The organism is Waltera sp. (assembly GCF_046969025.1).
In the GTDB taxonomy this organism is placed as follows: Bacteria; Bacillota; Clostridia; order Lachnospirales; family Lachnospiraceae; genus Acetatifactor; species Acetatifactor acetigignens.
The window spans coordinates 30,621-53,377 of sequence record NZ_JBKVQF010000003.1; the positions used below are offsets into that span (position 1 = coordinate 30,621).

A 22,757-nucleotide genomic window follows, 5' to 3' on the forward strand; every position below is an offset into this window, starting at 1 on the left:
GACGTCTGCTTACGGCACTGCTTATTCTTATACCCAGCCGGGGCTACTGGTTTTTTTGAAAGCTTTCCAAAACGCAGAACTCCCGGCGTATGCGGTGCCATGTCGAAGATGTTTGTCGGAGGATGTTGATATTTTCTAGAAAAGTGCTGAAAGGCAGGGGGAAAGCGGACACGATGTCCGCGTCAGCCGATTGTCGACATGGATGTCGACTGTAGGCGGCCCCGTCATGACGAGAACTACTCATCACTTTTCGTAGAAAATTCACATCCGGAGACCTTACATCGAGACATGTGTATCGCATGCTCCGGGAGTTCGTGGATTTTGCCAATGTATTTAACTAACTTTCCATTTAGTTACCGCACTCTACGCTGATGCGGTTGAAGATCGCCATGATCTCCTCGGTGTTGATGGTCTTCTTCTCTTCTCCGGCTTTGTCGAGGATGGCTTTTCCTTCGTGCATCATGATCAGGCGGTTACCGTATTCCACGGCATAGCGCAGATTGTGGGTGACCATAATAGTGGTCACTTTCTTCTCCTTTACGACCTGATCGGTGAGCTCCATGATGATCTCCGCAGTCTTGGGATCCAGCGCAGCGGTATGCTCATCCAGAATGAGAAAATCAATCGGTGTCATGGTAGCCATGAGCAGCGCCAGTGCCTGTCTCTGTCCTCCGGAGAGGGAGCCGACCTGCACACCCATCTTATCTTCCAGTCCCAGATTTAAGGGACGTAACATCTCGCGATACTCTTCCAGCTTTGCTTTATTCACACCACGTCCCAGGTTATAAGGCTTGCCCTTATTCTCCGCAATGGACATGTTCTCTAAAATCGTCATGCCGGGGCAGGTTCCCTTGGAAGGATCCTGATAGACTCTGCCGATCCGACGCTGACGAATATAATCCTTCTGTCTCGTAATATCTTCTCCGTGGATCAGGATCTTGCCGCTGTCCACCGCAATGCTTCCACAGATGATGTTCAGCATGGAAGTCTTACCGGAACCATTGCTTCCTACAACGGATACGAATTCTCCGTCCTTTACCGTAAGGTTGAAATCCTTGAACAGGCACAGCTCGTTAACCGAACCGGGATTGTAATTCTTGTTGATATTGATAAGTTCTAGCATGCTTTCACCTTCTTTCTGTCCATGCTGACCACCAGAATGATCAGGAACAGGACTGCTGTGATCAGCTTGATGGCATTAGGGCTGATACCTGCGAACATGGCTACTGCCACACATGCCTTATACAGAATGGATCCCACCACAACACTGCTGGTCACACGGAAAAATGTTACCTTCTTGAACAGGCTGGTGCCGATGATAACGCTGGCCAGACCGATGACTACCGCACCGGTTCCGATGGAAATCTCAAAACTTCTCTGCTGCTGTGCATAGATACAACCGCTTAAGGATACCAGACCATTGGCAATGGACAGCCCCACAATCTTCACCAGTCCTTTATCCACACCGAGGCTGGTAACGATGGTATCATTGTCACCTACGGCACGAAGTAAAAATCCGGACTTGGTGCTCATGTACCAGTCTAACAGATATTTTGCTACCATGGTGATCAGGAAAATAATGATCACATTTTTGAAATTTACCAAGAAACCCGGGGTAATACTATTCACAAAGCTGTTGTTGAAAATATTTTCCTTATCAAAAATAGCTACATAGCCGGAGCCTGCCACCCACAGATTGATGGTATACAGACCGGTCATCATGATGATACCGGAGAGCAGATCTCTGACTTTTAATTTCACATGGATCAGTCCGGTACAGATTCCCACCAGTGCTCCGCCTAAGAATGCAATGGGAAGGGTGAGGATTGCCGGTACGCCGAAGCCGTTGATCAGACGCACAGTGATGGCAGCCCCAAAGGGGAAGCTGCCATCGACCGTGAGATCCGGAAAATCCAGTATTTTATAGGTAATGTAGACACCCAGTGCCAGGATGCCGTAGATCATTCCTTGTTCCAGTACGCTTAATAATAACGCCATATTTTTCTCCATTCTTAAAATCCTGTATATCCGGATTACTCTATTATTTTCTGCCTGTCGGCAGCTATTTCCTGATTACTGTACTACGATCTCATCAAAGGACTGGTAAGCATCGGTCTTGTAATTCTCGGGAAGTTCCAGGTTGATCTTCTCTGCTGCTGCAAAGTTCACATACAGGCTGGGCTCGGAGATTACTTCGAAATTCAGTTCGGAAGCTTCTGCCTCTCCCTTCAGGACTCTTGCTGCCATCTTACCGGTCTGCTTGCCGAGTTCGATGTATTCCAGACCCATGGATGCCACACAGCCAGCCTTAACCTGCTCTACTTCGGAACCAAATACAGGGATGCCTGCCTTGTTAGCCTCATCCAATACCGTCTGCAGTGCGCTTACTACGGTGTTGTCGGTCAGGTTGGTAATGCAGTCTACCTTGGATGCGATATCCGCTGCTGCCAGAGCTACCTCAGACATTGCGGTAACACCGCTGTCCACGATCTCGAATCCGTAGTTGCCTGCCAGAGCCTTGTACTCTGCGATGGTACTGATGGAGTTTGCTTCGCTGGTGGTGTAGATGATACCGATGGTCTTCGCTTCAGGAAGTACCTCACGGATCATTTTCAACTGTGCATCTACTGCCAGTGCATCGGAAGTACCGGTGATGTTGCCTACGGGAGTACCATCCTCATTGGCCAGACCTGCTTCCACAGGATCAGATACTGCAGTGTAGATCACGGGAATATCTGTATTCATTGTAGCATTGTATGCTGCCATAGCGCAAGGAGTTGCGATAGCACAGATCATATCTACTTTCTTACTTACGAAGTTGCTGGCGGTCATGGCGGAAGTTCCGTTGTCTGCCTGTGCATTGACATATTCGATCGTCAGGTTCTCACCCTCTACAATACCTTCCTCTGCCAGCCCCTGAATAAATCCTTCACGACAGTTGTCCAGGGAACCATGTACGGCGTACTGCATGATACCAATGGTGTAATTGTCCTTGCCTGCGGTGCTGCCACATCCGGTGAGGGCACCCATTGCCATAACTGCGGTTAATACTGCTGCCAAAATTCTCTTCTTCATAATCTTATTCCTCGCTTTCTGTACGTCCTGCGTACCATGATATGCAGCGCATACCATAAAATAGTTTGCTCATAAGATTACTGAACCTTTCACTGTCATGAAAGCCAGATGCTTTCGCATCTGTACCCACATTCGTATTTGCATACAAGCGTCATGTGGATTGAAAGACTTTCATAACAAAAAACCGCCTCAAATGTATATTGCTATACACTTGAGACGGTAATAAGCTCTTGCTCATCATCGTGGTGCCACTCAATTTGACAATTCCTGCGAATTGTGTCCACTCTCTCTGGATACTATCATATCCATCGGCTTGATAACGGGTCCGAATCCCGCTGACGCCTAAAACTGATCTGTTCTCGGGCCAGCCTCGGAAGTCCATTCGGCGAAAGTTCCTTTACCGTGATCCCACCATCCACGGCTCTCTGTAAAATTCCCTAAGGCTTACTACTCTTCCTCACAGGTTTGGTAAACTTATGAATGTTGTTTATGTGTCTTAGAATAATCTCTATTTTCTATTTTGTCAATACTATTTTTAGAAAATTTACAAATCTTATCCGTACTGTCACATACTTACATTCGTAAACCCAACGAATCCAACGAACAACTGTTACTCTGTCTCCGGCAGAGTGATCACCACCTTGAACAGGTCGCCGTCCGTGACAATCTGCATATCACCATTCTGCAGTTCCGTCAGGCTCTTGGCTATGGATAATCCCAGACCGTTGCCCTCCATGTGGCGGGATTTGTCTCCTCTGGTGAACCGCTCTTCCAGTTCCTCCGGTGACATCTCCAGCGGGAAGGCTGACATATTCCGGAATATGATTCTCACATCCTGACCGTCATGCTCCACGTTCAGGTAGACGCGGCTGCCTGCCTGGGCATATTTGTAAATATTATTCAGCAGATTGTCAAACACTCTCCACAGATGCCTGCCGTCCGCCATGACCTTTACGGTCTCCTCCGGCTGTTTTACGATAGTTTCCAGCTTCTTGTCAGAGAATCGCTGCTCATATTCCCCCGCCGCCTGTGACAACAGTACCGATACATCGCAGACTTCCGGGTGTACTTCCAGATTGCCTGTGGTGGCTTTGGAAGCCTCCAGCAGATCGTCCAACAGTTTTTTCAACTTCTTGGACTGGCGTAACAACACTTCCGCATACTCCGAGATCCGCTGTTTCTTTTCAGAATCCGGATCCGTCAGGCTGTTCCCTGTGACTGCGTCGTTCTCTTCCACTTCTTTTCCGATGAGATCCGCATAATTGATAATGGAAGTCAGTGGTGTCTTAATGTCATGGGAGACATTGGTAATGAGCTCCGTCTTTAAATGTTCGCTTTTCATCCTCTGTTCCACGGCTGCGGAAATCCCCTCGCCGATGCGGTTCAGGTTCTCTCCGTGCTCCTTGAAGGACAATACCATATGGGAGGTATCCAGCTTATGATTCAGGTCTCCGTCCGCTAATGCTTCACTGCCCTCCTGCAGTTCTTTGCACATCAATGCGACAAAAGTAATCGCACCGCACAGAATAAATTTCTCTATGGCCCAGAAAAAGAGTAATACATCTGTATTATTATAAAACAGCATTAAACCGAAAAACTCTACCACGCAGACTGCAAGGCACAAAAGTGCTGTTCTCCATACCATAGGAATCCCACGGATCAATTTCACAATACCGCGGAAAACTCTCTTGCAGAATCTTCCGAAGAACCGGAACACTCTATACAGGATCGTATTCTGCCACCATTTTCCCATTTTCAGGCGGATGGCCAGCTCCATGAAGTACAGGGTGCACCATATCACCTCTGCCGCAAACAGTACCATCAGCACGATCAGATTGATCATACTTGGGTTCATACCGATCCATCCAAAAGCCAGGTACAGACCGGTAAAAGCTCCAACGGCAACGACCACTGTATACACATCCAGGTGGATCTCATGGATTGCACTGGGAGTAATACCCTCCCTGCCATTCTTATGTCCGGCACTGCACAACAGGAAAATAAAGCATAAGAATGCCAGTACCGTTCCCGCACAGCATACCACGGGGATCACATTTCGGTTATCATAAAGCTGCTCTGCCTGATGATAGATCAGGGCATATTCATCTTCCTTCGGCAGGCTGGGATTCGCTGTCAGGGTAACCACAATACGCTTGTTACGCTCTGCTAATGCTTCCTCTGCAGCCTCTTCCTGCAGCCGTTCTGTCTCACTTAAGGCATCCTCGATCATCCATTTTGCATATTGTTCCGCCCGTTCAACCGGCACATAAATCTCTCCACCTAAGGATACGCTGTCCCCCAGATCCAGATATTTCTCCAGATTGCCGGAGGAAAGGGCTTCCTGCTCCGCTGCCGTTATGCTTTCCACATCAGACCCGGTATTGACAGATGGTTCAAGCTCCATGATATCAGAGCTTCCATAACTTTCATAACTATCAGAGACAGAGGAAGTTTCTGTGTTGATATAGGTGTTATCATTCCTATGCTGCACCTGAGACTCCAGCCGGTAAGTCAGATCATTTGTCTTGTCTACATAATCCTCGTTCTTCCATTCTCCCAGAAATTCATCCGTATCCAGATCGTAGCTCTCCACCTTTACCCAGATGTTCCGCTGCCTGCAATAAGCTTCCATGGTCTGCAAGCTCTCATTCTCATACCAGTCGCGTATCCGATACAGATCCTGATTGACCTGCCGGTACAACAGCTGATCATGGATAAACATCATTTTGCCGGAGGAATACGCTCCACTGTCTGCAAGCATGCAGGTACCATAGAGTCCAAGCACCCCCGCAATTGCGGCAGCGATCATCAGGACAAATGCCATGATCTTTGCCAGTGTGCTGCCCAACAGGCTGTTTCCCTGTGCCGGTGCATTCTTTTTTTTCTCGGCTTTTTCTCTTTTTTTCCGTTCCCTTTTATTCTCTGACAATGCTGGTTCTACCGTCGTACTCACTGTTTCTTCCACCGGATTTGCCACTCTGTCCTGTTCTGTGCTCCTGCTGTTTTCTTCCATGTTATCCATATTCCTGTCTCCTTATTTCCCCAAGCTGCTCCGCTCTCCTGCCTGCTCTTATCCCTGCTTCTCACATTTGTATCCCTGTCCCCAGACTACTTTTAAGTATCTGGGTTCTGCCGGATTGATTTCCAACTTTTCCCGTAAATGCCGGATATGTACCGCCACGGTATTCTCGCTGCCCAGAGGCAGGTCGTTCCAGATTCTGGTATAGATCTCCTTCGGGGAAAATACCTGTCCCGGATTCTGGATCAGAAGCTTTAAGATCTCGTACTCCGTGGGCGTCAGCGCCACCGGCTCGCCGTCCAGCATCACGCTTTTCTCCTTGTCATCCAGTTCGATACCACCGACTCTTATCACATCCGGCCGGACAGTACCTCCACCCAGCTGCATATAGCGACGCAGTTGGGATTTGACTCTGGCGGATACTTCGATGGGATTAAACGGCTTCGTGATATAGTCATCCGCTCCTACCGTAAGTCCCAGTACCTTGTCGGAATCCTCACCCTTGGCTGTCAGCAGGATCACCGGGACATTACTCTTCTCCCGGATCCTGATCATCGCCTGTATGCCGTCCAGCTTCGGCATCATAATATCCATCAGTACCAGATGCACCTCATTCGTCTCTACCATATGTACGGCTTCCTCGCCGTCAAAAGCCTCCAGAAAATGATAATTGGTGTCATTTAAGTATATCTTTAACGCGTTTACGATATCCTTCTCATCATCACAGATCAATATATTGTACATACTCTCCCTCATTTCTGTGCCGGTGGCTGCAGCCCGGACACTTCCTGCGCAAGGAGCTTTCCCTTACGCTGCCAGAACATCTGCTTTGTCCACAGATGTCCCGCTGATGAATTTATTGTAGCAGATAACAGATTAATAAAAAACAGGAAAAACCTTTAAGATTTGTTTAAGACGGCTTTACATAAAACACCCTCTGCCATTCCCAGAAGAGCAAAGGCAAAGGGTGTGGACAACACATGTTGAAAAGTGAACAGTGAGCAGATCAAATAGCCGGTGAGGCCGAGGAAAACTGCAAGTGCCCGGGGATCCCTGGTTGCGGAGATTCGAAGGTTCCGGAATGCGGTGAGGAAGATTCCACCGTAGGCAATGACTCCCAGAATTCCCTGCTGTACCAGAAGAGTCAGCCATTCGTTGTGGGCATTGGAATAGATATTGTTGTCCAGAAGTCCCCGGTTGATCCAGTCCATGGCGTCACTGCCCCATTGATAGAGCGCATAATAGAAGCTGTCAGGGCCCATACCGAATATCTGAAACAGGAGTCCCTCTTTTCCGTAAGTAAGAATCGTGACCTTCCACAGTGCCAGCCGGCCGTTGGCAACTTCCGACACTTTATCACTGCCGGGCAGATATCCCGCCACCAGCAGACAGCCAAGAAGCAGTGCCGCCAGCGTCACCGCAACCGCAAGCCCCACAAAGGTCCGAAAAACCCGGCCGCTCTCCAGCCGGTCACTTCTCTCCTGTCTCTCCCGCAGCTGCAAAATCAGATATACCGCCACTTCCACAACAAACACCACATACCAGGCCGGGGTAAAAAAGAGTCTTTTTTCGGCATCCCCTGCCAGCACCAGGCCGGTCAGATGTAACAGCAAAAACATCCTGACCATAAATACCGAAAGCGGTAAAAGCATCAGGATCTCCAACGCCCGCAGCAGCAGGCCTCTCTTCCGCAGAGAAAGCAACAGTAACAGCAGGCTTAATCCGCAGGCTGCCAGTATAGCTGTAGTACTGTTGGAAGTAATAGCCGATGCAAAAAACACAAAGCTCCCAATCATCCCCAGTACTCTGACCTGCCGTTTTCCCATAAAAGCTGCTGCCAGAGAGATACCTGCCGTCACACTGATATAGCCTGCATACCAGTTGTTGTTACCGATGGTGGACAACAGCTGGGTCCGGTTCCATTCTCCGTTTTCCATTCCGCGGAAAGTTCCCAGCACATCAATGTCCAGACGGTTCAGCAGCCCGATCAGTGTCACGATTCCTGCCGTAATCCCGGCGATCCACCAGATACTTCTGCTGCCGTCATAATACCGGGATACCGCAAAATAGATCCCCACCAGCAATCCCTGGGTCACCAGCCCCATATACCAGCCGGGATACCCTAAAAGGACATCCTCCCTGCAGGGACTGATTCCATAAGAAAAGATTGCAGACACCAGATACAACAGCATAAACACATCCGTTTTCTTCCACGTCCGTTTCGTTGTCCGTTCTCCCCGGATCCTCTGCCACAGCACAGCCAGCACCACAAAAGCCCCCAGCACCAGCGTAGTATTCCGGAAAAACAAATATTTTGCATTTCCGATCATCACCAGCTTGTTCTGCATATACAGCGGTAAACCGGCAAAAAGAATCACCAGATACCCATAAACCAGCATACTCACGGTCTCTTTTGTATTTTGTTCCTGTTTCTTCATAGCTTACATTATCCTTCAGACTGAAAAACAAGGCACCCCTCATTGACTGAAGAGTGCCTTATATTTCCCGGTTATTTTATTTCCTTACGGTTACTTATTTGCCGTAACGCATCTGCAGGTACAGAGGACCATACCATTCAATAGCATTGTCTTCTGCCTTACCGGCAGGGATGGTTACCGTATACTCATTGCCTTCGAAGGTGTACTCCAGCTCCAGAGCTACCGTCTGCTTCTTGTACAGAGCCTGCATGATATCGTTGGGCAGAGCATTGATATTCTTGTCTCTGCTGATCTTGACAGTAGCACCGTCCTTGGCATTAGCGATCTCGCTTGCCACATTGTCACGATATCTTCCAAATGCGTTGTCAGTACCTTCTGCTGTTGCGGTATTATTAGCTTCTGCAATAGCAAAAGTGGAGAAGTGATTTACAGTAAAGGTCAAAGTGTTTGCGGAAGCATTGTAAATAGGCTTGATTTCTTCCAGTCCACCATTTACAAAGTGGAAAATCACTGCCTTATTACCATCTACACCTGCAGGAGTCTCAATGGTAACTGCTACGGGAATAGGCAGAGATTCAACTGAATAAGTACCAGCCTTCAGGCTGATTTCTACATATACGGGAGTAGAAGTTACTGCGTATGTAGAAGAAGTAATCTCAGGTGTAGCCGCCGGTGCTTCTACACTCAGTGTTGTGTCAGGAGCAACAAATGCTGCACCAACAATGCCTACAGCCTTTACAGCGCCGGAGTTAGCAAGAGTAGTATCCTTAATTCCCTTTGCCTTTTTGTATGCTGCTTCGATGGCTGCAACATCATTAACAGTATCCTGTCCTGCATTCATTGCTTCCTTCAGATCCTGAGAACCGATCTTTATCAAAGCAACTGCCGCATTATCTGCAGATGCCGCATCAGTAATCTTGGATGCATCAATAGCATCTACCGCATTCTTTACCTCTTCTACCGGTTTGGTGCTCGGTGCAGGGGTCGGTGTAACCACCGTATTATTCTCACTTGCTACAGATACGGTAGACAGTGCACTGCTGCCGTAAGGAACCGCAAATACTGCAAATGCAATGGCTGCGGCAATGATTAATTTCTTTTTCATTATCTCATTCCTCCTAAGTATAATGTTATGGATTTTATTTTTACCGTTATTTAGTTTACCCCCCCCGTTATATTGTCAACCCTATTTCTTCCTATTTTTTCCTTTTTTTCTCATTTTCCATGTGCAAAAAAAGCATGCCCTTCCGCCCCCCCCTAAAAACGGGCATCACAGACATGCTTTTTTCTGCTTTTTATTCATTTTTCTTATTGGAGTGCTCTTTCAGTTCTTCCAGAGCTTCCTTAAATTTCTCAGAGCTCATGGTAGGGTTGGAACGAATCATGTCACGCTGGAAGAAATCTCTTAAGCTGCTGACATTCTCTCTGTCTGCCACGCTTCTGGTGTACTTCTGTTTCAGCTCCAGCACTTCATTCTTCACGCTGTCCAGATACTGACCGGGAGATTTCTGGGAAGAAGTGCGGATGCTTTCCAGCTTCTGCTCAATACTGGACTTCAGATCCTCTACTCTCGTAGTAATCCCCTCCGTAAAGTCTTCCTTCTTCTGGGCCAGACTCTCGCTGAATCCCTCCTTGCGGTTCTCCAGATCCTCACTGGTCACAGCAATAATGACATCCAGCCGTTTCTGGATCCGCAGCATATCTTCTTTTGCCTTCTCCATTTTCTCCAGTACATCCCGCAGATCCAGGGCTGCCTTGAAGGATAATGCGAAATCCGCACCGATCAGCGCCGTCAGCACCAGTGTCACAGGAGTGAGGATGCTGTCCGGAATGGACAATACCAGATGTTCAATGGGCTTATGGATAAACTCCGTCATCAGGATCGTCAGACCACCCCAGGCCAGCGAGGACCCCAGGCAGATATGTCCCTGGAAATTGAATTTATTCTTGGAATAGTCCCAGTATCTGACTTTAAATAATGCCTCCATGGTCACGCCTGTGACATACTCCAGCACCGTAGCCCCGATACATCCGGCAATATAGACTAACACCAGATTGTCCTGAAACGGCATGGACACTACCAGCATCATGATGGCTCCACTTCCATACAGCGGCAGAAACGGTCCGCGGCAGAAACCACGGTTGACCAGCTTCCTGCTTTTCAGGGATACATAGGTGGATTCAAAACACCAGCCGAAAAAGCAATAAAAATAAAAGAAAAATATCCATTGGATCGCAGTATAATGATACACTGTTTAACCTCCTTCACGTCTTCGTTTTTTCCTTACGAGCAAGGTAACTGTCATCTCATGACCGAACCGCTACGGATATACCTCAGCCTCTATGGCAAGCTTCCCCTTCCTCGTGGCATGGGGTTCTCCACTTATGCGGAATTTACCGTAGCCTCTGGCATTTACCACATCCCCCGCCTCCAGGGGCTTGGAATTATTTTCACACAGCCTGCCGTTCACATATACCTTTCCCACCCGGAACAACTCCAGACAGTCGCTTCTGGATTTATTATATACCTTGGAAATGACAGCATCAACACGTGGACTTGCCACCTGAATGACCTGACGCACCGGTTCTTCCTGAGGTACTTCTGCCGCCGCATCCACCACCTCACACTTCACGTGGGTGTGGCGGATCTGCTCCAGATTGTCACAGATAAATTCTGCAATGGTATCCAGACAGAATAAAAATGCTTCGCCCTCTCCCGGCAGGATATCACCGATGGTGCTGCGTTCAATACCCAGGTTCATCAGTGCCCCCAGATAATCCCTGTGGGACAGCTTGTCTGCAAATTTCGCGGATAGAGGTCTGATCCGGATACAGCAGATAGGAAAGGGCTGTTCATAGCCCAGCTCCGCCTCACTGCCGAAGCGAAGGAGCTTCCGCTCTGCCTCTTCCCTGCCGCCGTATAAGGTGATCCCTGCGAACTTCACTTCCCGTTCCACCTGCCACAGAGCATCCTGCTCTGCCAGTCCCAAGAATCCGGTAAATGTGTACTGGTTCTGGTTGTAGGATTTGTCTGCCAGTTCACGGATCCGGTTTTTCAGCTGTTGTATTTCTTTTTCATTTTCCACGGACATTCCCGTACATCCTTCCTACTGTTCTCACTTTGCTTTTGCAAATATTACACTGTACACATTATCCCAGTGCCACATCCAACATCATCATCAACGCAAAACCAATGGCAAAGGCAATGGTTCCCAGGTTGGAATGCTCTCCCTCACTGGCTTCCGGAATCAGTTCCTCCACGACCACATAGATCATGGCTCCGGCTGCAAAAGCCAGCATATAGGGTAAAATAGGTGTCACAATGCTTGCCAGTGCAATGGCCAGGATTGCTCCCACCGGTTCCACTGCTCCCGACAATACGCCTAAGGCAAAGGACTTTCCTCTCTTATTTCCTTCACTCCGAAGAGGCAGGGAAATAATGGCCCCCTCCGGGAAATTCTGAATGGCGATACCGATGGCCAGCGTCAGGGCTCCCGCCATCGTAACAGTTCCGTCCCCGTTTAACACTCCGGCGAAAATAGCACCACACGCCGCACCTTCGGGAAAATTGTGAATGGTCACCGCCAGCATCAGCATGGCTGTGCGGTTCAGACTGCTCTTATGGCCTTCCGGTGCATCGCTTCCCACATGCAGATGGGGTACCATGCTATCGATGAACAACAAAAAAACAATACCGATCAGGAATCCGATCACTGCGGGAAGAAATGCAAGCTTCCCCATCTCTTCGCACATATCCATGGCCGGTATCAGCAAAGACCACACCGAAGCTGCCACCATGACACCGGCAGCGAATCCGGTAAATATTCTCTGAATATTGCCGCCAATCTGTTTTTTCAGGAAAAACACGCAGGCTGCCCCTGCAGTCGTTCCCAGAAACGGAATCAGAAGACCGGCTACAATGCTTAAATTCATGAAACACTCTCCTTTCTTTTATTATTCTATGTAACTCGCAGCAAGATGGTATCTTGTCTGCCTTTTCAAATCATTTTTACTAAAATCCCGCCAGATCGTTGCCCAGGACGGCATACATCAGGAAATTCACACCACACACCAGATGGTAGCAGAATACCGCGATCTCGCCCACGACGAAGATCACCTTCCAGCTCTTCCACCACTCCCTGATATTCCGCACCATGACGATCAACGTCATCAGGAAGACAAAGAACATGCCGTGCATATAGCCCCAGGAAAAGTTGGCATGCATCATGCGGAATCCTTTTTCATAGAAGATCAGGAACATTACTGTACCCATAAGATAATTCAGCCATGCAAACCAGTAATATCTGTTGGACTTTATATTTTTAAAATCAAATACCAGATTCAGTAAAAGTACGCCGATGGGCAATGCCATTCCCATGATAATACTTAAAGGAATGCTTTTGGAATAATTGCTCCATACTTTGGCAAAGCCGATGGCGATGCCTGTCTCCTCTCCCATGGCATTCGTCCCGGTGAAAATTCCGGAAAACTGGTACAGCAGGGCAATTCCCGTGGGGATCATGGTCACACACAGACAGAAGGCATTGCGAAAACTTTTTCCTCTGCTTACGATCAGCTGGATCAGGAGGATCAGACCGATCAGAGGCACCACTACCATCGTATAGCTTGGTTTGGTCATGGTGGTCAGCAGAAGGCTGACCGCGAAGAGAACGCAGTTCTTCCACTGAAAATCCTTCTGATATTCCGACAGCACCTTCACCGTCTCAAAAAAGCAGATAATCGCAAAAGGTCTGGTGGCCAGATAAGTGGCATTCCAGAAAGGATTCGGCGTATAAATCCCCATACAGCGATACGCATAATCAAAGCCGAAAAAAGCTGTATTCTTGGGAGAATACAGGTTAGAAAGCAAAAATAGCGAAAAGACAAGCAGGTTCACAAGAATGTCCGTCATAGCCTGTCTTCCCTGAGTTAAGTCATCATAATGACTTACTTTCCGGATCTCCCGGTTCATATAATATTTTGTGATCACTACCGCTGCCAGATTGAACAGCGCGGTGGTGATGGCCATGGCCGCTTTCGCTCCGATCAGCCAGGCGGAAAGTCTGGCTGTCCAGAACAGGATCGGATAGGGAAACTCATAATTTCCCGCAATACCTGCCACCTTATTCACATAGTCCGGCATATCCGACTGAAAGCCCGGCACCTGATAGCACTCCATCCAAAACAGATATAACATAACCCCGGTATACAAAAACAGCAGGAAAAGAAATGTCACTTTTCCTGCCATTGTCTCCCGCAGGCCGCTCTTTATGGGATTCTTTTTCATAGAGCCGATCCTTTCTAGTTGAAACTGATCACGGGATCTTTGGGAGCCTTTGCCTTCTCCACACTGATGGCATGGAGTACAGGGCCCTCTCCCTTATAGTCTGCGAAGTATTCTCTGGCAACCTTCGCTGTCACTTTGACCCATTCCTTCTGCTTCAGGTCTTTCGTGCCTGCAAACTCACAGGCATAGCCCAGAAATGCCATATCTTCCGCACAGCAGGTCATTGCCATGCGTCCCGGTACGAAATAGCCATCGGGATATTCCTCGGGCTTCAGTACCATGGCCAGAAACTGGATATTTTTGCCTTCATAGCGCTCCAGATGATCCATGGAATCCAGATACCAGATGCCGTAGCCCTGGTTGTCCAGTACGATAGGATCCTGATTCAGATCGTAGGGCAGATCCTCCTCGAAGATCTCATCGATCTCACCGTTGGAATCCTCGAAGATCACATCTGCGGAAGGATTCACCGCTTTGATGTTGCGCTTGTATACATTCAGATCCTTGATACCGTCGCAACGGTTGAAAATGATCATCTCGGACTTACGGATCATCTCTGCCAACAGAGATTTCATATTTGTGTAGTACATGGAGAAGGTGGAGCCGTCAATGGTCGTGATCTGCTGCTCTACTTTCCAGTACCAGGGAAGCGTCATGTTCTTACAATTCCACATACCGTTATACTCGATGATGATACGGGCGGGCTTGTACTGCTTCTCCAGCTCGATCAGATGATTCGGAGTAAACTCCTCTTCCTCTTCGATCAATACGACATCCGTACGACTCTTTTTTAATAAAGCGGGATCGTATTCATTCTCGCCCTCTTCACAGAGGATGAGCAGTGTCTTTCCTTTGATCTGGAAATACGGCTGTCCCAGTGTAAATGTGATAAATTCTGTCTTACCGCTCTCCAGAAAACCATTTATGATATAGACTGGTTTCGTCATAATTCATACCTTTCTCTTTCTTATCCTGCTGCCTGTAAAATCCGTTCCGGCAATTTATTTACGGAACAGTTCTGCCAGCTTGTCCTCGTCCAGTTTGGAACCGATGACACAGATCTTGCCGGTGACTTCCGGCTTACCGCTTCTGATGTCATGCTCTTCGGGAACATAATCATAATATACCCAGGTTCCGTCGGGAGCGGGTACCATACCCTTGGCACGCAGGATTGCACCGTACTCTCCGCTGTCCAGAGCAGTAAGGATCTTCTCGATGTCCTCTGCGCTGTAGGTGTTGGGTGTCTCGATACCCCAACTGGTGAATACTTCGTCTGCGTGATGGTGATGATGGTGGTGGTCATGATCATGATCGTGGCAGCCGCAGGTGCAGTTCTCGTCATGCTCATGATGATGCTCATGGTCATGGTCTTCATCATGGTCATGATGATGGTGATGCTCATGCTCGTCTTCATCATCGTCGTCATCGTGGTGATGTCCACAGCAGCACTCATGGTCGTGGTCATCCTCGTCATGGTCGTGATGGTGATGATGCTCATGGTCACAGCACTCATCCTCATCGTGATCGTCATGGATATGCTCCAGCATTTCCTTCATCATATCTTCCAGCTTGTCAGCGCCTTCGATGGTCTTCAGTACTTCCCTGCCATCCAGCTGATCAAGAGGAGTGGTGATAATGGTAGCCTTGTCGTTATGCTCACGGATCATCTCCACGCAGGCATTCAGCTTTGCCTGATCCACTTTGTCGGTTCTGCTTAAGATAATGGTTCCGGCGTACTCGATCTGGTTGCTGAAGAATTCGCCGAAGTTCTTCATATACATCTTGCACTTGGATGCATCTACTACTGCTACCGCACTGTTGATCTCCACATCCAGATCTCCTGCCACGTTCTCCACAGCCTTCAGGACATCGGACAGCTTGCCGACACCGGAGGGCTCGATCAGAATACGCTCGGGAGCATAAGTGCTGATAACTTCCTTCAGGGAAGTACCGAAATCACCTACCAGAGAGCAGCAGATACAGCCGGAGTTCATCTCTTTGATCTCGATACCGGCCTCTTTTAAGAAACCGCCGTCGATACCGATCTCACCAAACTCATTCTCGATCAGAACGGTCTTGCTGCCGTCCAGAGCTTCTTTTAACAGCTTCTTGATCAGGGTGGTCTTACCGGCACCCAGGAATCCGGATACTACATCTATTTTCGTCATTGTTTTTTCCTCCAATCTGAGTCTAAGACCCATCCTTTTTATTTTCTATCATATTTACAGTATTGTCAATAAAACGATTATTAAATTTTTATCAACTAAGCCATAATGTTCGTCAGACACTGTGCGGATGCTCGCATACGCAACTGTGCTACGGTCTCTCCGTCTCGATCATGCTGTAAGGCACCACGGCCACTTTTCCCTCTTCATCACCGCCACACAGGATTCCTACGAACACACCGTCCTCCGTAAAGGCTCCGCCTCCTGACATTCCGGGAGCGATCAGTCCCTGCAGCAGAAGCATATACTGGTCAAAATCCTCCACATAGATCCAGGGATCCACCACGAAAGCATAGACCGGCAGCCCACTCTCCCCTCCGTACATCCATACATCGTCATATTCCTTCAGTGCATCGAATACTTCCCGATCCGTCTGCACCGGCAGACAGACCTTCCATGCTTCCTCTGACAGTTCCGCCTTGTCCACCCACAGGAAAGCCAGGTCGCAGCTGTCCACTGTCTCCACGCCGGTGGCAGCCACCTGTGTTCCGTCCGGAAATGTCACCCGGGCCTCTCCGGTATCGTCCGCCAGTACGTGCCCTGCCGTTGCGATCAGAATCCTGTTTTCCTCTTCATCATAGATCACACCGCTGCCCTGCCGCTCTCCCGTCTGAATTCCCACCAGGGATTTCATTACCTTAAAATCATTCTCCGTCAGTTTCTGCTCTGTCTGCACCGGCAGTTCCACAAATTCCATTCCTGCGTCAGCCTGTCCCATGCCACTGTTTTCTTCCGAAACCTTCTGGCCTGCGGTCTCCGTGGAGACATTTTCCTCACTCCCACCGTTTTCCCCGCAGCCGGCGAAAAGTAACAGGCAGCTCAGTATCACAGTGATCCCTTTTATCCGCATTCTCTCTTTTTTCTCCATGACTTCTCCATAGTTTCTCCGTGAAACATGCTCTGCATTGCAGTTGCTTATAACAGAAAACGGACCGCATCCGCAGTCCGCATTTTTCTCAAAAGGTGTAAGCAAAAAATAAGCCGAGTTCTGTATATGACGATCATCTATCTAGTACGACTGTCACCAGCCGCATCAAGCGACCTACCTGAAAGCAGACCGGGCCGGTCTATAGCTCTCTGTTTGGTCTTGCTTCGGATGGGGTTTACATGGCTCCGTCTGTTACCAGCCGGACGGTAGTCTCTTACACTGCCTTTCCACCCTTACCGGCCAAAAGCCGGCGGTATATCTCTGTTGCACTAGCCTTGGAGTCACCTCCACCAGACGTTATCTGGCATCCTGCCCTGTGAAGCCCGGACTTTCCTCACCTGCATAAAGCAGCCGCGATCATCTATCTTACTTACACCTGTTCGATTATATCTTTTTCTTCCGGAAAAAGCAATATTTTTCTGCCAGACGTATGATTTCCCCATATCCCAGTGCTGCCAGCGGGAACATCATCATGTAATAGGCATACATATACCTGGCCTTTGCTTCCCAGAAAATACTGAACAAAAAGCCCCCGATCACAGCCACTGCCAACAGATGCTGTGTGATCTCACTGTCTTTTCGGACACAGAAGATAAAGTAAAACAGACACCCCAGATAGATAATAAACTGTAAACGATCTGCCATCCTCACCACACTGTCAAACAGATCTCCACTCAGCCGGTCTTCCAGTGCCGCCAGTTTCTCATGGTACACATCCCCGTGGTTAAAGTTGAAATACAGTGACTGATAGGTCGGGACATTCCACTGGGACAGAAGTTTTCCCTGATAAAAACCTCTCAGATACCCCGGCTGTGCTTTCATGGCCTGCATGCGCTCCTGCATCATCTCCCGGTAGATCTGATCGCTCTGCTCTGTATTACAGTCCGTTGCATAATATTGTGCCCAGCAATCGCTGTAATACCAGCCGTACCGGCCACCGATCTCTTCCATTCCCAGATACAGGTAAGCCGATGTGGGCAATCCCCGGGAATGCTCCATTCCGGATCTCATCTCATACATTTTATAGATTCCCTGATAGCACAAGAGTGGCAGTGCCAACGCCAGCACCAGTGAAATCAACAGGCGTCTGTCCCATTTTGAGAATATCCGTACCGCGCCGACCATGCAATATGCCACCACCAGGACCAGTGTGTTCTTACGCAGCAGAGTTCCCAGTGTAAGAGCTGTCACAATGCCCACCAGTGATCCCGTTTTTCCATATTTGATATATCGGACCAGCATCCATGCGGAAAACAGGGAACAGAATACCCAGGGAATCTCTCCGTAGACCCAGCTGGTATAAAAGACAGATGCCATACAGCTGCCCGCAAGCAGTGTCCCCATGGTCACCACCGCAAGTCTGCCGGAAACTTCCTTCAGAATGCCGTAAATGCAATAGATACCCGCCACGTTCAGAAGTACGAACACTATCTGGATCACATGATAATCCGCCTCTCCAAGAATCCGGAACAGCATCTCTTCCATGGCCGCCGGTCCCAACTGATGAGCATACAGACCGCAATAATGATCCGGAGCCAGCGTCCCATAGTCACCCTGTATAAAATCTATGGCCGCACCAATAACCGATGCCTGATCTGCACTCGGCACTCTGTCTGCCGCCAGAACCCAGCACAATCCTGCGATTCCCTGCCAAAGCATGCCGAGCGTTACGGCAATTCTTTTACACCAGATGGTGATTTTGTCACCGGCCTTTTTTTCCACTGCCGTCAGAACTGCATACAATAGCAATATCAGCGCTGCTGCCGCCAGATTCCGTATTACGGAATCCGGAATCTCCACCAGATCTTCATGACCTGCCACCGGAAGCATATACTGCAGGGTACGCATGGCATACCATACAAGGAACAGAAGGATCAGGCTGCCCATGATCCGGATCACCCAGTTTGCTGTCTGCTTTACTATCGATTTTATCTTTGGTAAACGACTCTCCACAGGTATTCTCCTTTTCTTACTGTAGAGTAAACTATTCAGCACCATGCATGTAAACTATTCAGCACCTCATTCGCAAAATCGCCTCTCCGAGGCTTCCTTTTTGCTCATGTGGTTACTTCGTCGCATCAATTCTGCCGCACAGTCTTACGAATGCAGGCATTCGACGCCTGTCAGCAGAATTGCGCTACTCTGAATAGTTTACACATTGAAGCAGCTTCCACCCACAAATTCTCTGCACAGAGAATTATTGGGAAGGCTTTCACTGGTCACACCCAGGAAATACTCCAGGAACTTAAGCAGTCTCTTGGCTTCGTAATATTCCGGTTCTCCCTTATCGATCTGGAACAATAACGGCTCTGCGAACTGCTTTAACACTGCCAGTTCATAGATCAGGACGGAATTAAACATGGCATCCGCATCCTCCTGGAACGGAAAAATATTCTGTTCCTCTCCCCGGCGCACGGAAGCCCACATATCGATGGTGCGTCTCGCATCCGCACCTCTGGTCCTCGCATCTCTGACCATACGGCGGAGAAGTCTTCCGTCCGTAGTCGGGATCCGGTTATGCTCATCAATATTGATATTGGTCAATGCACTGATATAGATCTTGTATTTACTCTCCTCGGGAAGTGCATAAGATGTCTTCTCATTCAGACCGTGGATACCTTCGATCACCAGAATATCATCCGGTCCCAGTTGTTTGAAATTGCCCTTATATTCCCGCTTTCCGGTCTTGAAGTTAAAGGAAGGCAGTTCCACACGTTCACCGGCTAACAATCTGCACATGTCGTCATTGAACTGCTTTACATCAATCGCTTCCAGACATTCGAAATTGTAATCACCGTTCTCATCCCTTGGCGTGAATTCTCTGTTCACGAAATAGTCATCCAGTGCAATGGGATGCGGTGTTTTCCCCAGGGTCTTCAACTGAATGGATAATCTGTGGGAAAAACTGGTCTTGCCGGAAGAAGAGGGTCCGGCGATCATGACAAATTTCACGCCGCCCCTGTCTACGATGCTCTTGGCAATCTCGCCGATCTTACGCTCCTGCTGCGCTTCCTGTACCAGAATCAGTTCACTCAGCGACCCACGGCAGATCTGATCATTCAGATCACCTACGGTCTCAATACCGATCTCCTTTCCCCATTCCTCAGATTCTTTCAACGTCCGGAATAACAGCTTTCTCTCTTGAAACGGCTTAACATGTGTAGGATCTTTTTTATCCGGCAGCAGCAGCATAAATCCATCCTCATACGCTATGACATCGAACCACTTTACATAGCCGGCATTGGGCAGCATGTAGCCGTAATAATAATCGTAATAACCGTCCATTTCATAAATATTTACGAAAGAGCCTCTGCGGTAACGGAACAGCTTTTCCTTATCCTTCATCCCCTCTTTCCGAAACAGTTCCATGGCATTATCCAGGGAATAGGATCTCTTCAGAAAAGGTGTCTTTGCCTCCACCAGCTCCCGCATCCGGTTACGGATCTTTGCAGCATTTTCTTCCGTCGCATTGATCTTCTCTTTTGGAGAGATGTAGGAGCCGTTGCCGATGGCAAATTCCACACGACAGCTCTGGGCCGCCTCTCTGCCGTAGACATCAAATACCGCTTTCAAAAACAGCATTGTGGCAGAACGCACATAAGTCTTGTTGCCCACATCATCCTTCAAGGTAAAAAAGGTAACCTCGCAATCCCTTGTCAGTTTCTTGAACAATTCTCTGATCTTGCCGTCTCTGGCTGCCAGTGCGATCAGATTCTCATACTCCTGCTGATAATCGTTGGTCACATCCTCGTAAGTGGCTCCCTGAGGATATTGTCTCTCTTCCCCGTTTATCTTCACTGTGATCATTTTTCTCACCCTGTCCTTCTGTAATCTGCTTTTACAGGTCTTATTGCCTAAATCCAATCCGCTTCCTTGCCATTATCATACCAATCCAGTGCACGGGTAATCAGGGTGATCTCGTCTGCGATCTCCTGTCTGCGGCATATGGTTCTGGGATTGTCCGCATCTGCCTTTTGCTCCATGCGTCCCACGATCTGCCTTCGCTCAGTCAGCATCCATTCCAGATACTCCCGAAGTATCCGGTCTCTGCGGGATAAAAGCAGCGGGCCGAACTTTTCCGCCAGTCCGGGATCCAGACCTTCCGTCTTCCAGGAGTCCCCGACCTTCTGCCGTACCGCATCGTCCGTCATCGCACCCAGCCAGCGCACCTTCATCATAAAATAATATTTTCCTTCTTCGTAGATGATATTCTCATCCAGCAGAAGATATCCCTCATCCATCAGGAATGTCCGAAAATGCGGGATCTCCGACTGTGGCTGCAGGATCAGCTCTGCAAATCCCTGTGCCTGTTCTCTTCCTTCGGTAAGAATCTTCTCCATGAGAGGTCCGCCCATGCCGGCACAGATCATCCCGTTCGCCTCTCCGGTCTTCAGGCCGTGCAGACCGTCGGAAAGTCTGGTCTCTATCCTGTCCTGCAGACCATATTCCCGGATATGCTCTCTGGCACGCTCCAGGGGCCCTGACCGCACATCCATGGCGATCACCCGTGGGGAGAGCCCCTTCTGCACGAGATAGACCGATACAAAACCATGGTCACACCCCACATCTGTTATCACAGTGCCGGGAGTGACCATGTCTGTTAAAGCCTGCATTCGATTGGATAATATAACTTCCGCCATTAATCCAGATAATCCTTCAGCTTGCGGCTGCGGCTGGGATGACGCAGTTTGCGCAATGCCTTTGCTTCGATCTGACGGATACGTTCACGGGTAACGTTGAATTCCTTACCTACTTCCTCCAGAGTACGGGCCCGTCCGTCATCCAGACCGAAACGGAGTCTCAGTACTTTCTGTTCTCTCTCTGTCAGAGTACCCAGCACTTCCACCAGCTGTTCCTTCAGCAGGGTAAATGCTGCAGCATCGGAAGGAACCGGTACATTATCATCCTGAATGAAGTCGCCTAAATGGCTGTCTTCCTCTTCACCGATAGGAGTCTCCAGGGATACGGGCTCCTGGCTGATCTTTAAGATCTCACGCACTCTGTCTACCGGCATGTTCATCTCTTCCGCGATCTCTTCGGGGGTCGGTTCTCTTCCCAGCTCCTGCAGCAGCTGTCTGCTCACGCGGATCAGTTTGTTGATGGTCTCTACCATATGCACCGGGATACGGATGGTTCTCGCCTGATCGGCGATCGCTCTGGTGATGGCCTGACGGATCCACCAGGTCGCATAGGTGGAGAACTTATATCCTTTACGATAATCGAATTTCTCTACAGCTTTGATCAGACCCAGGTTACCTTCCTGGATCAGGTCTAAGAACAGCATTCCACGGCCTACATATCTCTTGGCAATACTGACTACCAGACGTAAGTTGGCCTCTGCCAGACGCTTTTTCGCTTCCTGGTCGCCCTCTTCCATTCTCTGGGCCAGTTCGATCTCTTCCTCAGCACTTAACAGGGGCACCTTGCCGATCTCCTTTAAGTACATACGGACAGGATCCTCAATGCTGACGCCTTCCGGTACGGACAGGTCGATGTTCTCCACATCCACTTCGTCCTCATCGGTCAGAATGATCTCTTCGTCATCCACATCATCGTCATCGGTAATACGCAGCACATCTACGTTGTTCTGGTCCAGATACTCCAGAACCTTCTCCATCTGTTCCTCTTCCAGAGGCATGTCCGCAAAGAAGTCACTGATTTCCTGATACTCCAGCACATTCTTTTTCTTTTTCGCCATATTCAGGAGCTCTTTTATCTTCTCCGCAAATTTTGCCTGTGTGTTTTCATCCATTTTCGTGGTTCCATCCTTTCATTGCCATTATTT

At 48.8% G+C, this 22,757-nt stretch carries 18 protein-coding genes and 1 other RNA gene; all 19 read right to left on the bottom strand.

What is annotated here, in order from left to right; genetic code table 11:
* Nucleotides 1–349 precede the first annotated feature (349 nt).
* Nucleotides 350–1,123 (bottom strand): ABC transporter ATP-binding protein, encoded by a 774-nt coding sequence (locus ACLTOH_RS02025; protein WP_118669551.1) that lies wholly within the window; start codon nucleotides 1,121–1,123, stop codon nucleotides 350–352.
* Nucleotides 1,117–1,998 (bottom strand): ABC transporter permease, encoded by an 882-nt coding sequence (locus ACLTOH_RS02030; RefSeq protein WP_118669550.1) that lies wholly within the window; start codon nucleotides 1,996–1,998, stop codon nucleotides 1,117–1,119. The genes ACLTOH_RS02025 and ACLTOH_RS02030 overlap by 7 nt, the downstream gene beginning before the upstream one ends.
* A gap of 75 nt (nucleotides 1,999–2,073) precedes the next feature.
* The gene (locus ACLTOH_RS02035) at nucleotides 2,074–3,075 is read right to left on the bottom strand and encodes an ABC transporter substrate-binding protein (RefSeq protein WP_118669555.1); all 1,002 of its coding nucleotides are present in this window, start codon (nucleotides 3,073–3,075) and stop codon (nucleotides 2,074–2,076) included.
* Nucleotides 3,076–3,685: 610 nt separating this feature from the next.
* Nucleotides 3,686–6,097, bottom strand: coding sequence for a sensor histidine kinase (locus tag ACLTOH_RS02040; protein ID WP_337544348.1), 2,412 nt, complete (start codon nucleotides 6,095–6,097; stop codon nucleotides 3,686–3,688).
* A 48-nt stretch (nucleotides 6,098–6,145) separates the two neighbouring features.
* Entirely contained in the window at nucleotides 6,146–6,838 is a 693-nt protein-coding gene (locus tag ACLTOH_RS02045) for a response regulator transcription factor (RefSeq protein ID WP_118669554.1), read from the bottom strand.
* A 155-nt stretch (nucleotides 6,839–6,993) separates the two neighbouring features.
* A complete protein-coding gene (locus ACLTOH_RS02050) occupies nucleotides 6,994–8,532 on the bottom strand; it encodes an O-antigen ligase family protein (RefSeq protein WP_412223217.1) in 1,539 nt (512 codons plus the stop codon).
* Between the two features lie 94 nt (nucleotides 8,533–8,626).
* Nucleotides 8,627–9,637, bottom strand: coding sequence for a hypothetical protein (locus tag ACLTOH_RS02055; RefSeq protein WP_022313462.1), 1,011 nt, complete (start codon nucleotides 9,635–9,637; stop codon nucleotides 8,627–8,629).
* 190 nt (nucleotides 9,638–9,827) lie between these two features.
* Nucleotides 9,828–10,784 carry a putative ABC transporter permease gene (locus ACLTOH_RS02060; RefSeq protein WP_412123500.1) on the bottom strand — a complete coding sequence of 319 codons (957 nt, stop codon included), beginning with the start codon at nucleotides 10,782–10,784 and terminating at the stop codon, nucleotides 9,828–9,830.
* Between the two features lie 69 nt (nucleotides 10,785–10,853).
* Nucleotides 10,854–11,624, bottom strand: coding sequence for a YlmH/Sll1252 family protein (locus tag ACLTOH_RS02065; protein WP_118504781.1), 771 nt, complete (start codon nucleotides 11,622–11,624; stop codon nucleotides 10,854–10,856).
* A 58-nt stretch (nucleotides 11,625–11,682) separates the two neighbouring features.
* Nucleotides 11,683–12,465, bottom strand: a complete 783-nt coding sequence (locus ACLTOH_RS02070; RefSeq protein WP_022312844.1) for a ZIP family metal transporter — start codon at nucleotides 12,463–12,465, stop codon at nucleotides 11,683–11,685.
* Between the two features lie 79 nt (nucleotides 12,466–12,544).
* Nucleotides 12,545–13,819 carry a hypothetical protein gene (locus tag ACLTOH_RS02075; protein ID WP_412123501.1) on the bottom strand — a complete coding sequence of 425 codons (1,275 nt, stop codon included), beginning with the start codon at nucleotides 13,817–13,819 and terminating at the stop codon, nucleotides 12,545–12,547.
* Nucleotides 13,820–13,833: 14 nt separating this feature from the next.
* Complete coding sequence (locus ACLTOH_RS02080; protein ID WP_412123502.1) at nucleotides 13,834–14,766, bottom strand: GTP-binding protein; 933 nt, start codon at nucleotides 14,764–14,766, stop codon at nucleotides 13,834–13,836.
* A 54-nt stretch (nucleotides 14,767–14,820) separates the two neighbouring features.
* On the bottom strand, nucleotides 14,821–15,987 hold the full coding sequence (locus tag ACLTOH_RS02085) for a GTP-binding protein (RefSeq protein ID WP_022312841.1): 1,167 nt from the start codon (nucleotides 15,985–15,987) through the stop codon (nucleotides 14,821–14,823).
* 148 nt (nucleotides 15,988–16,135) lie between these two features.
* A complete protein-coding gene (locus ACLTOH_RS02090; protein WP_118540029.1) occupies nucleotides 16,136–16,912 on the bottom strand; it encodes a S1 family peptidase in 777 nt (258 codons plus the stop codon).
* Nucleotides 16,913–17,006: 94 nt separating this feature from the next.
* Nucleotides 17,007–17,345, bottom strand: an RNA gene (rnpB, locus tag ACLTOH_RS02095) — RNase P RNA component class A.
* An 11-nt stretch (nucleotides 17,346–17,356) separates the two neighbouring features.
* Nucleotides 17,357–18,925 carry a glycosyltransferase family 39 protein gene (locus ACLTOH_RS02100; RefSeq protein ID WP_337631747.1) on the bottom strand — a complete coding sequence of 523 codons (1,569 nt, stop codon included), beginning with the start codon at nucleotides 18,923–18,925 and terminating at the stop codon, nucleotides 17,357–17,359.
* Between the two features lie 198 nt (nucleotides 18,926–19,123).
* Nucleotides 19,124–20,779 carry a nucleoside kinase gene (locus ACLTOH_RS02105; RefSeq protein ID WP_337417719.1) on the bottom strand — a complete coding sequence of 552 codons (1,656 nt, stop codon included), beginning with the start codon at nucleotides 20,777–20,779 and terminating at the stop codon, nucleotides 19,124–19,126.
* Nucleotides 20,780–20,826: 47 nt separating this feature from the next.
* Nucleotides 20,827–21,612 carry a class I SAM-dependent methyltransferase gene (locus ACLTOH_RS02110; RefSeq protein WP_337417687.1) on the bottom strand — a complete coding sequence of 262 codons (786 nt, stop codon included), beginning with the start codon at nucleotides 21,610–21,612 and terminating at the stop codon, nucleotides 20,827–20,829.
* Complete coding sequence (gene rpoD, locus ACLTOH_RS02115; RefSeq protein ID WP_022313271.1) at nucleotides 21,612–22,724, bottom strand: RNA polymerase sigma factor RpoD; 1,113 nt, start codon at nucleotides 22,722–22,724, stop codon at nucleotides 21,612–21,614. Before rpoD ends, ACLTOH_RS02110 begins: the two co-directional genes overlap by 1 nt.
* Nucleotides 22,725–22,757 lie beyond the last annotated feature (33 nt).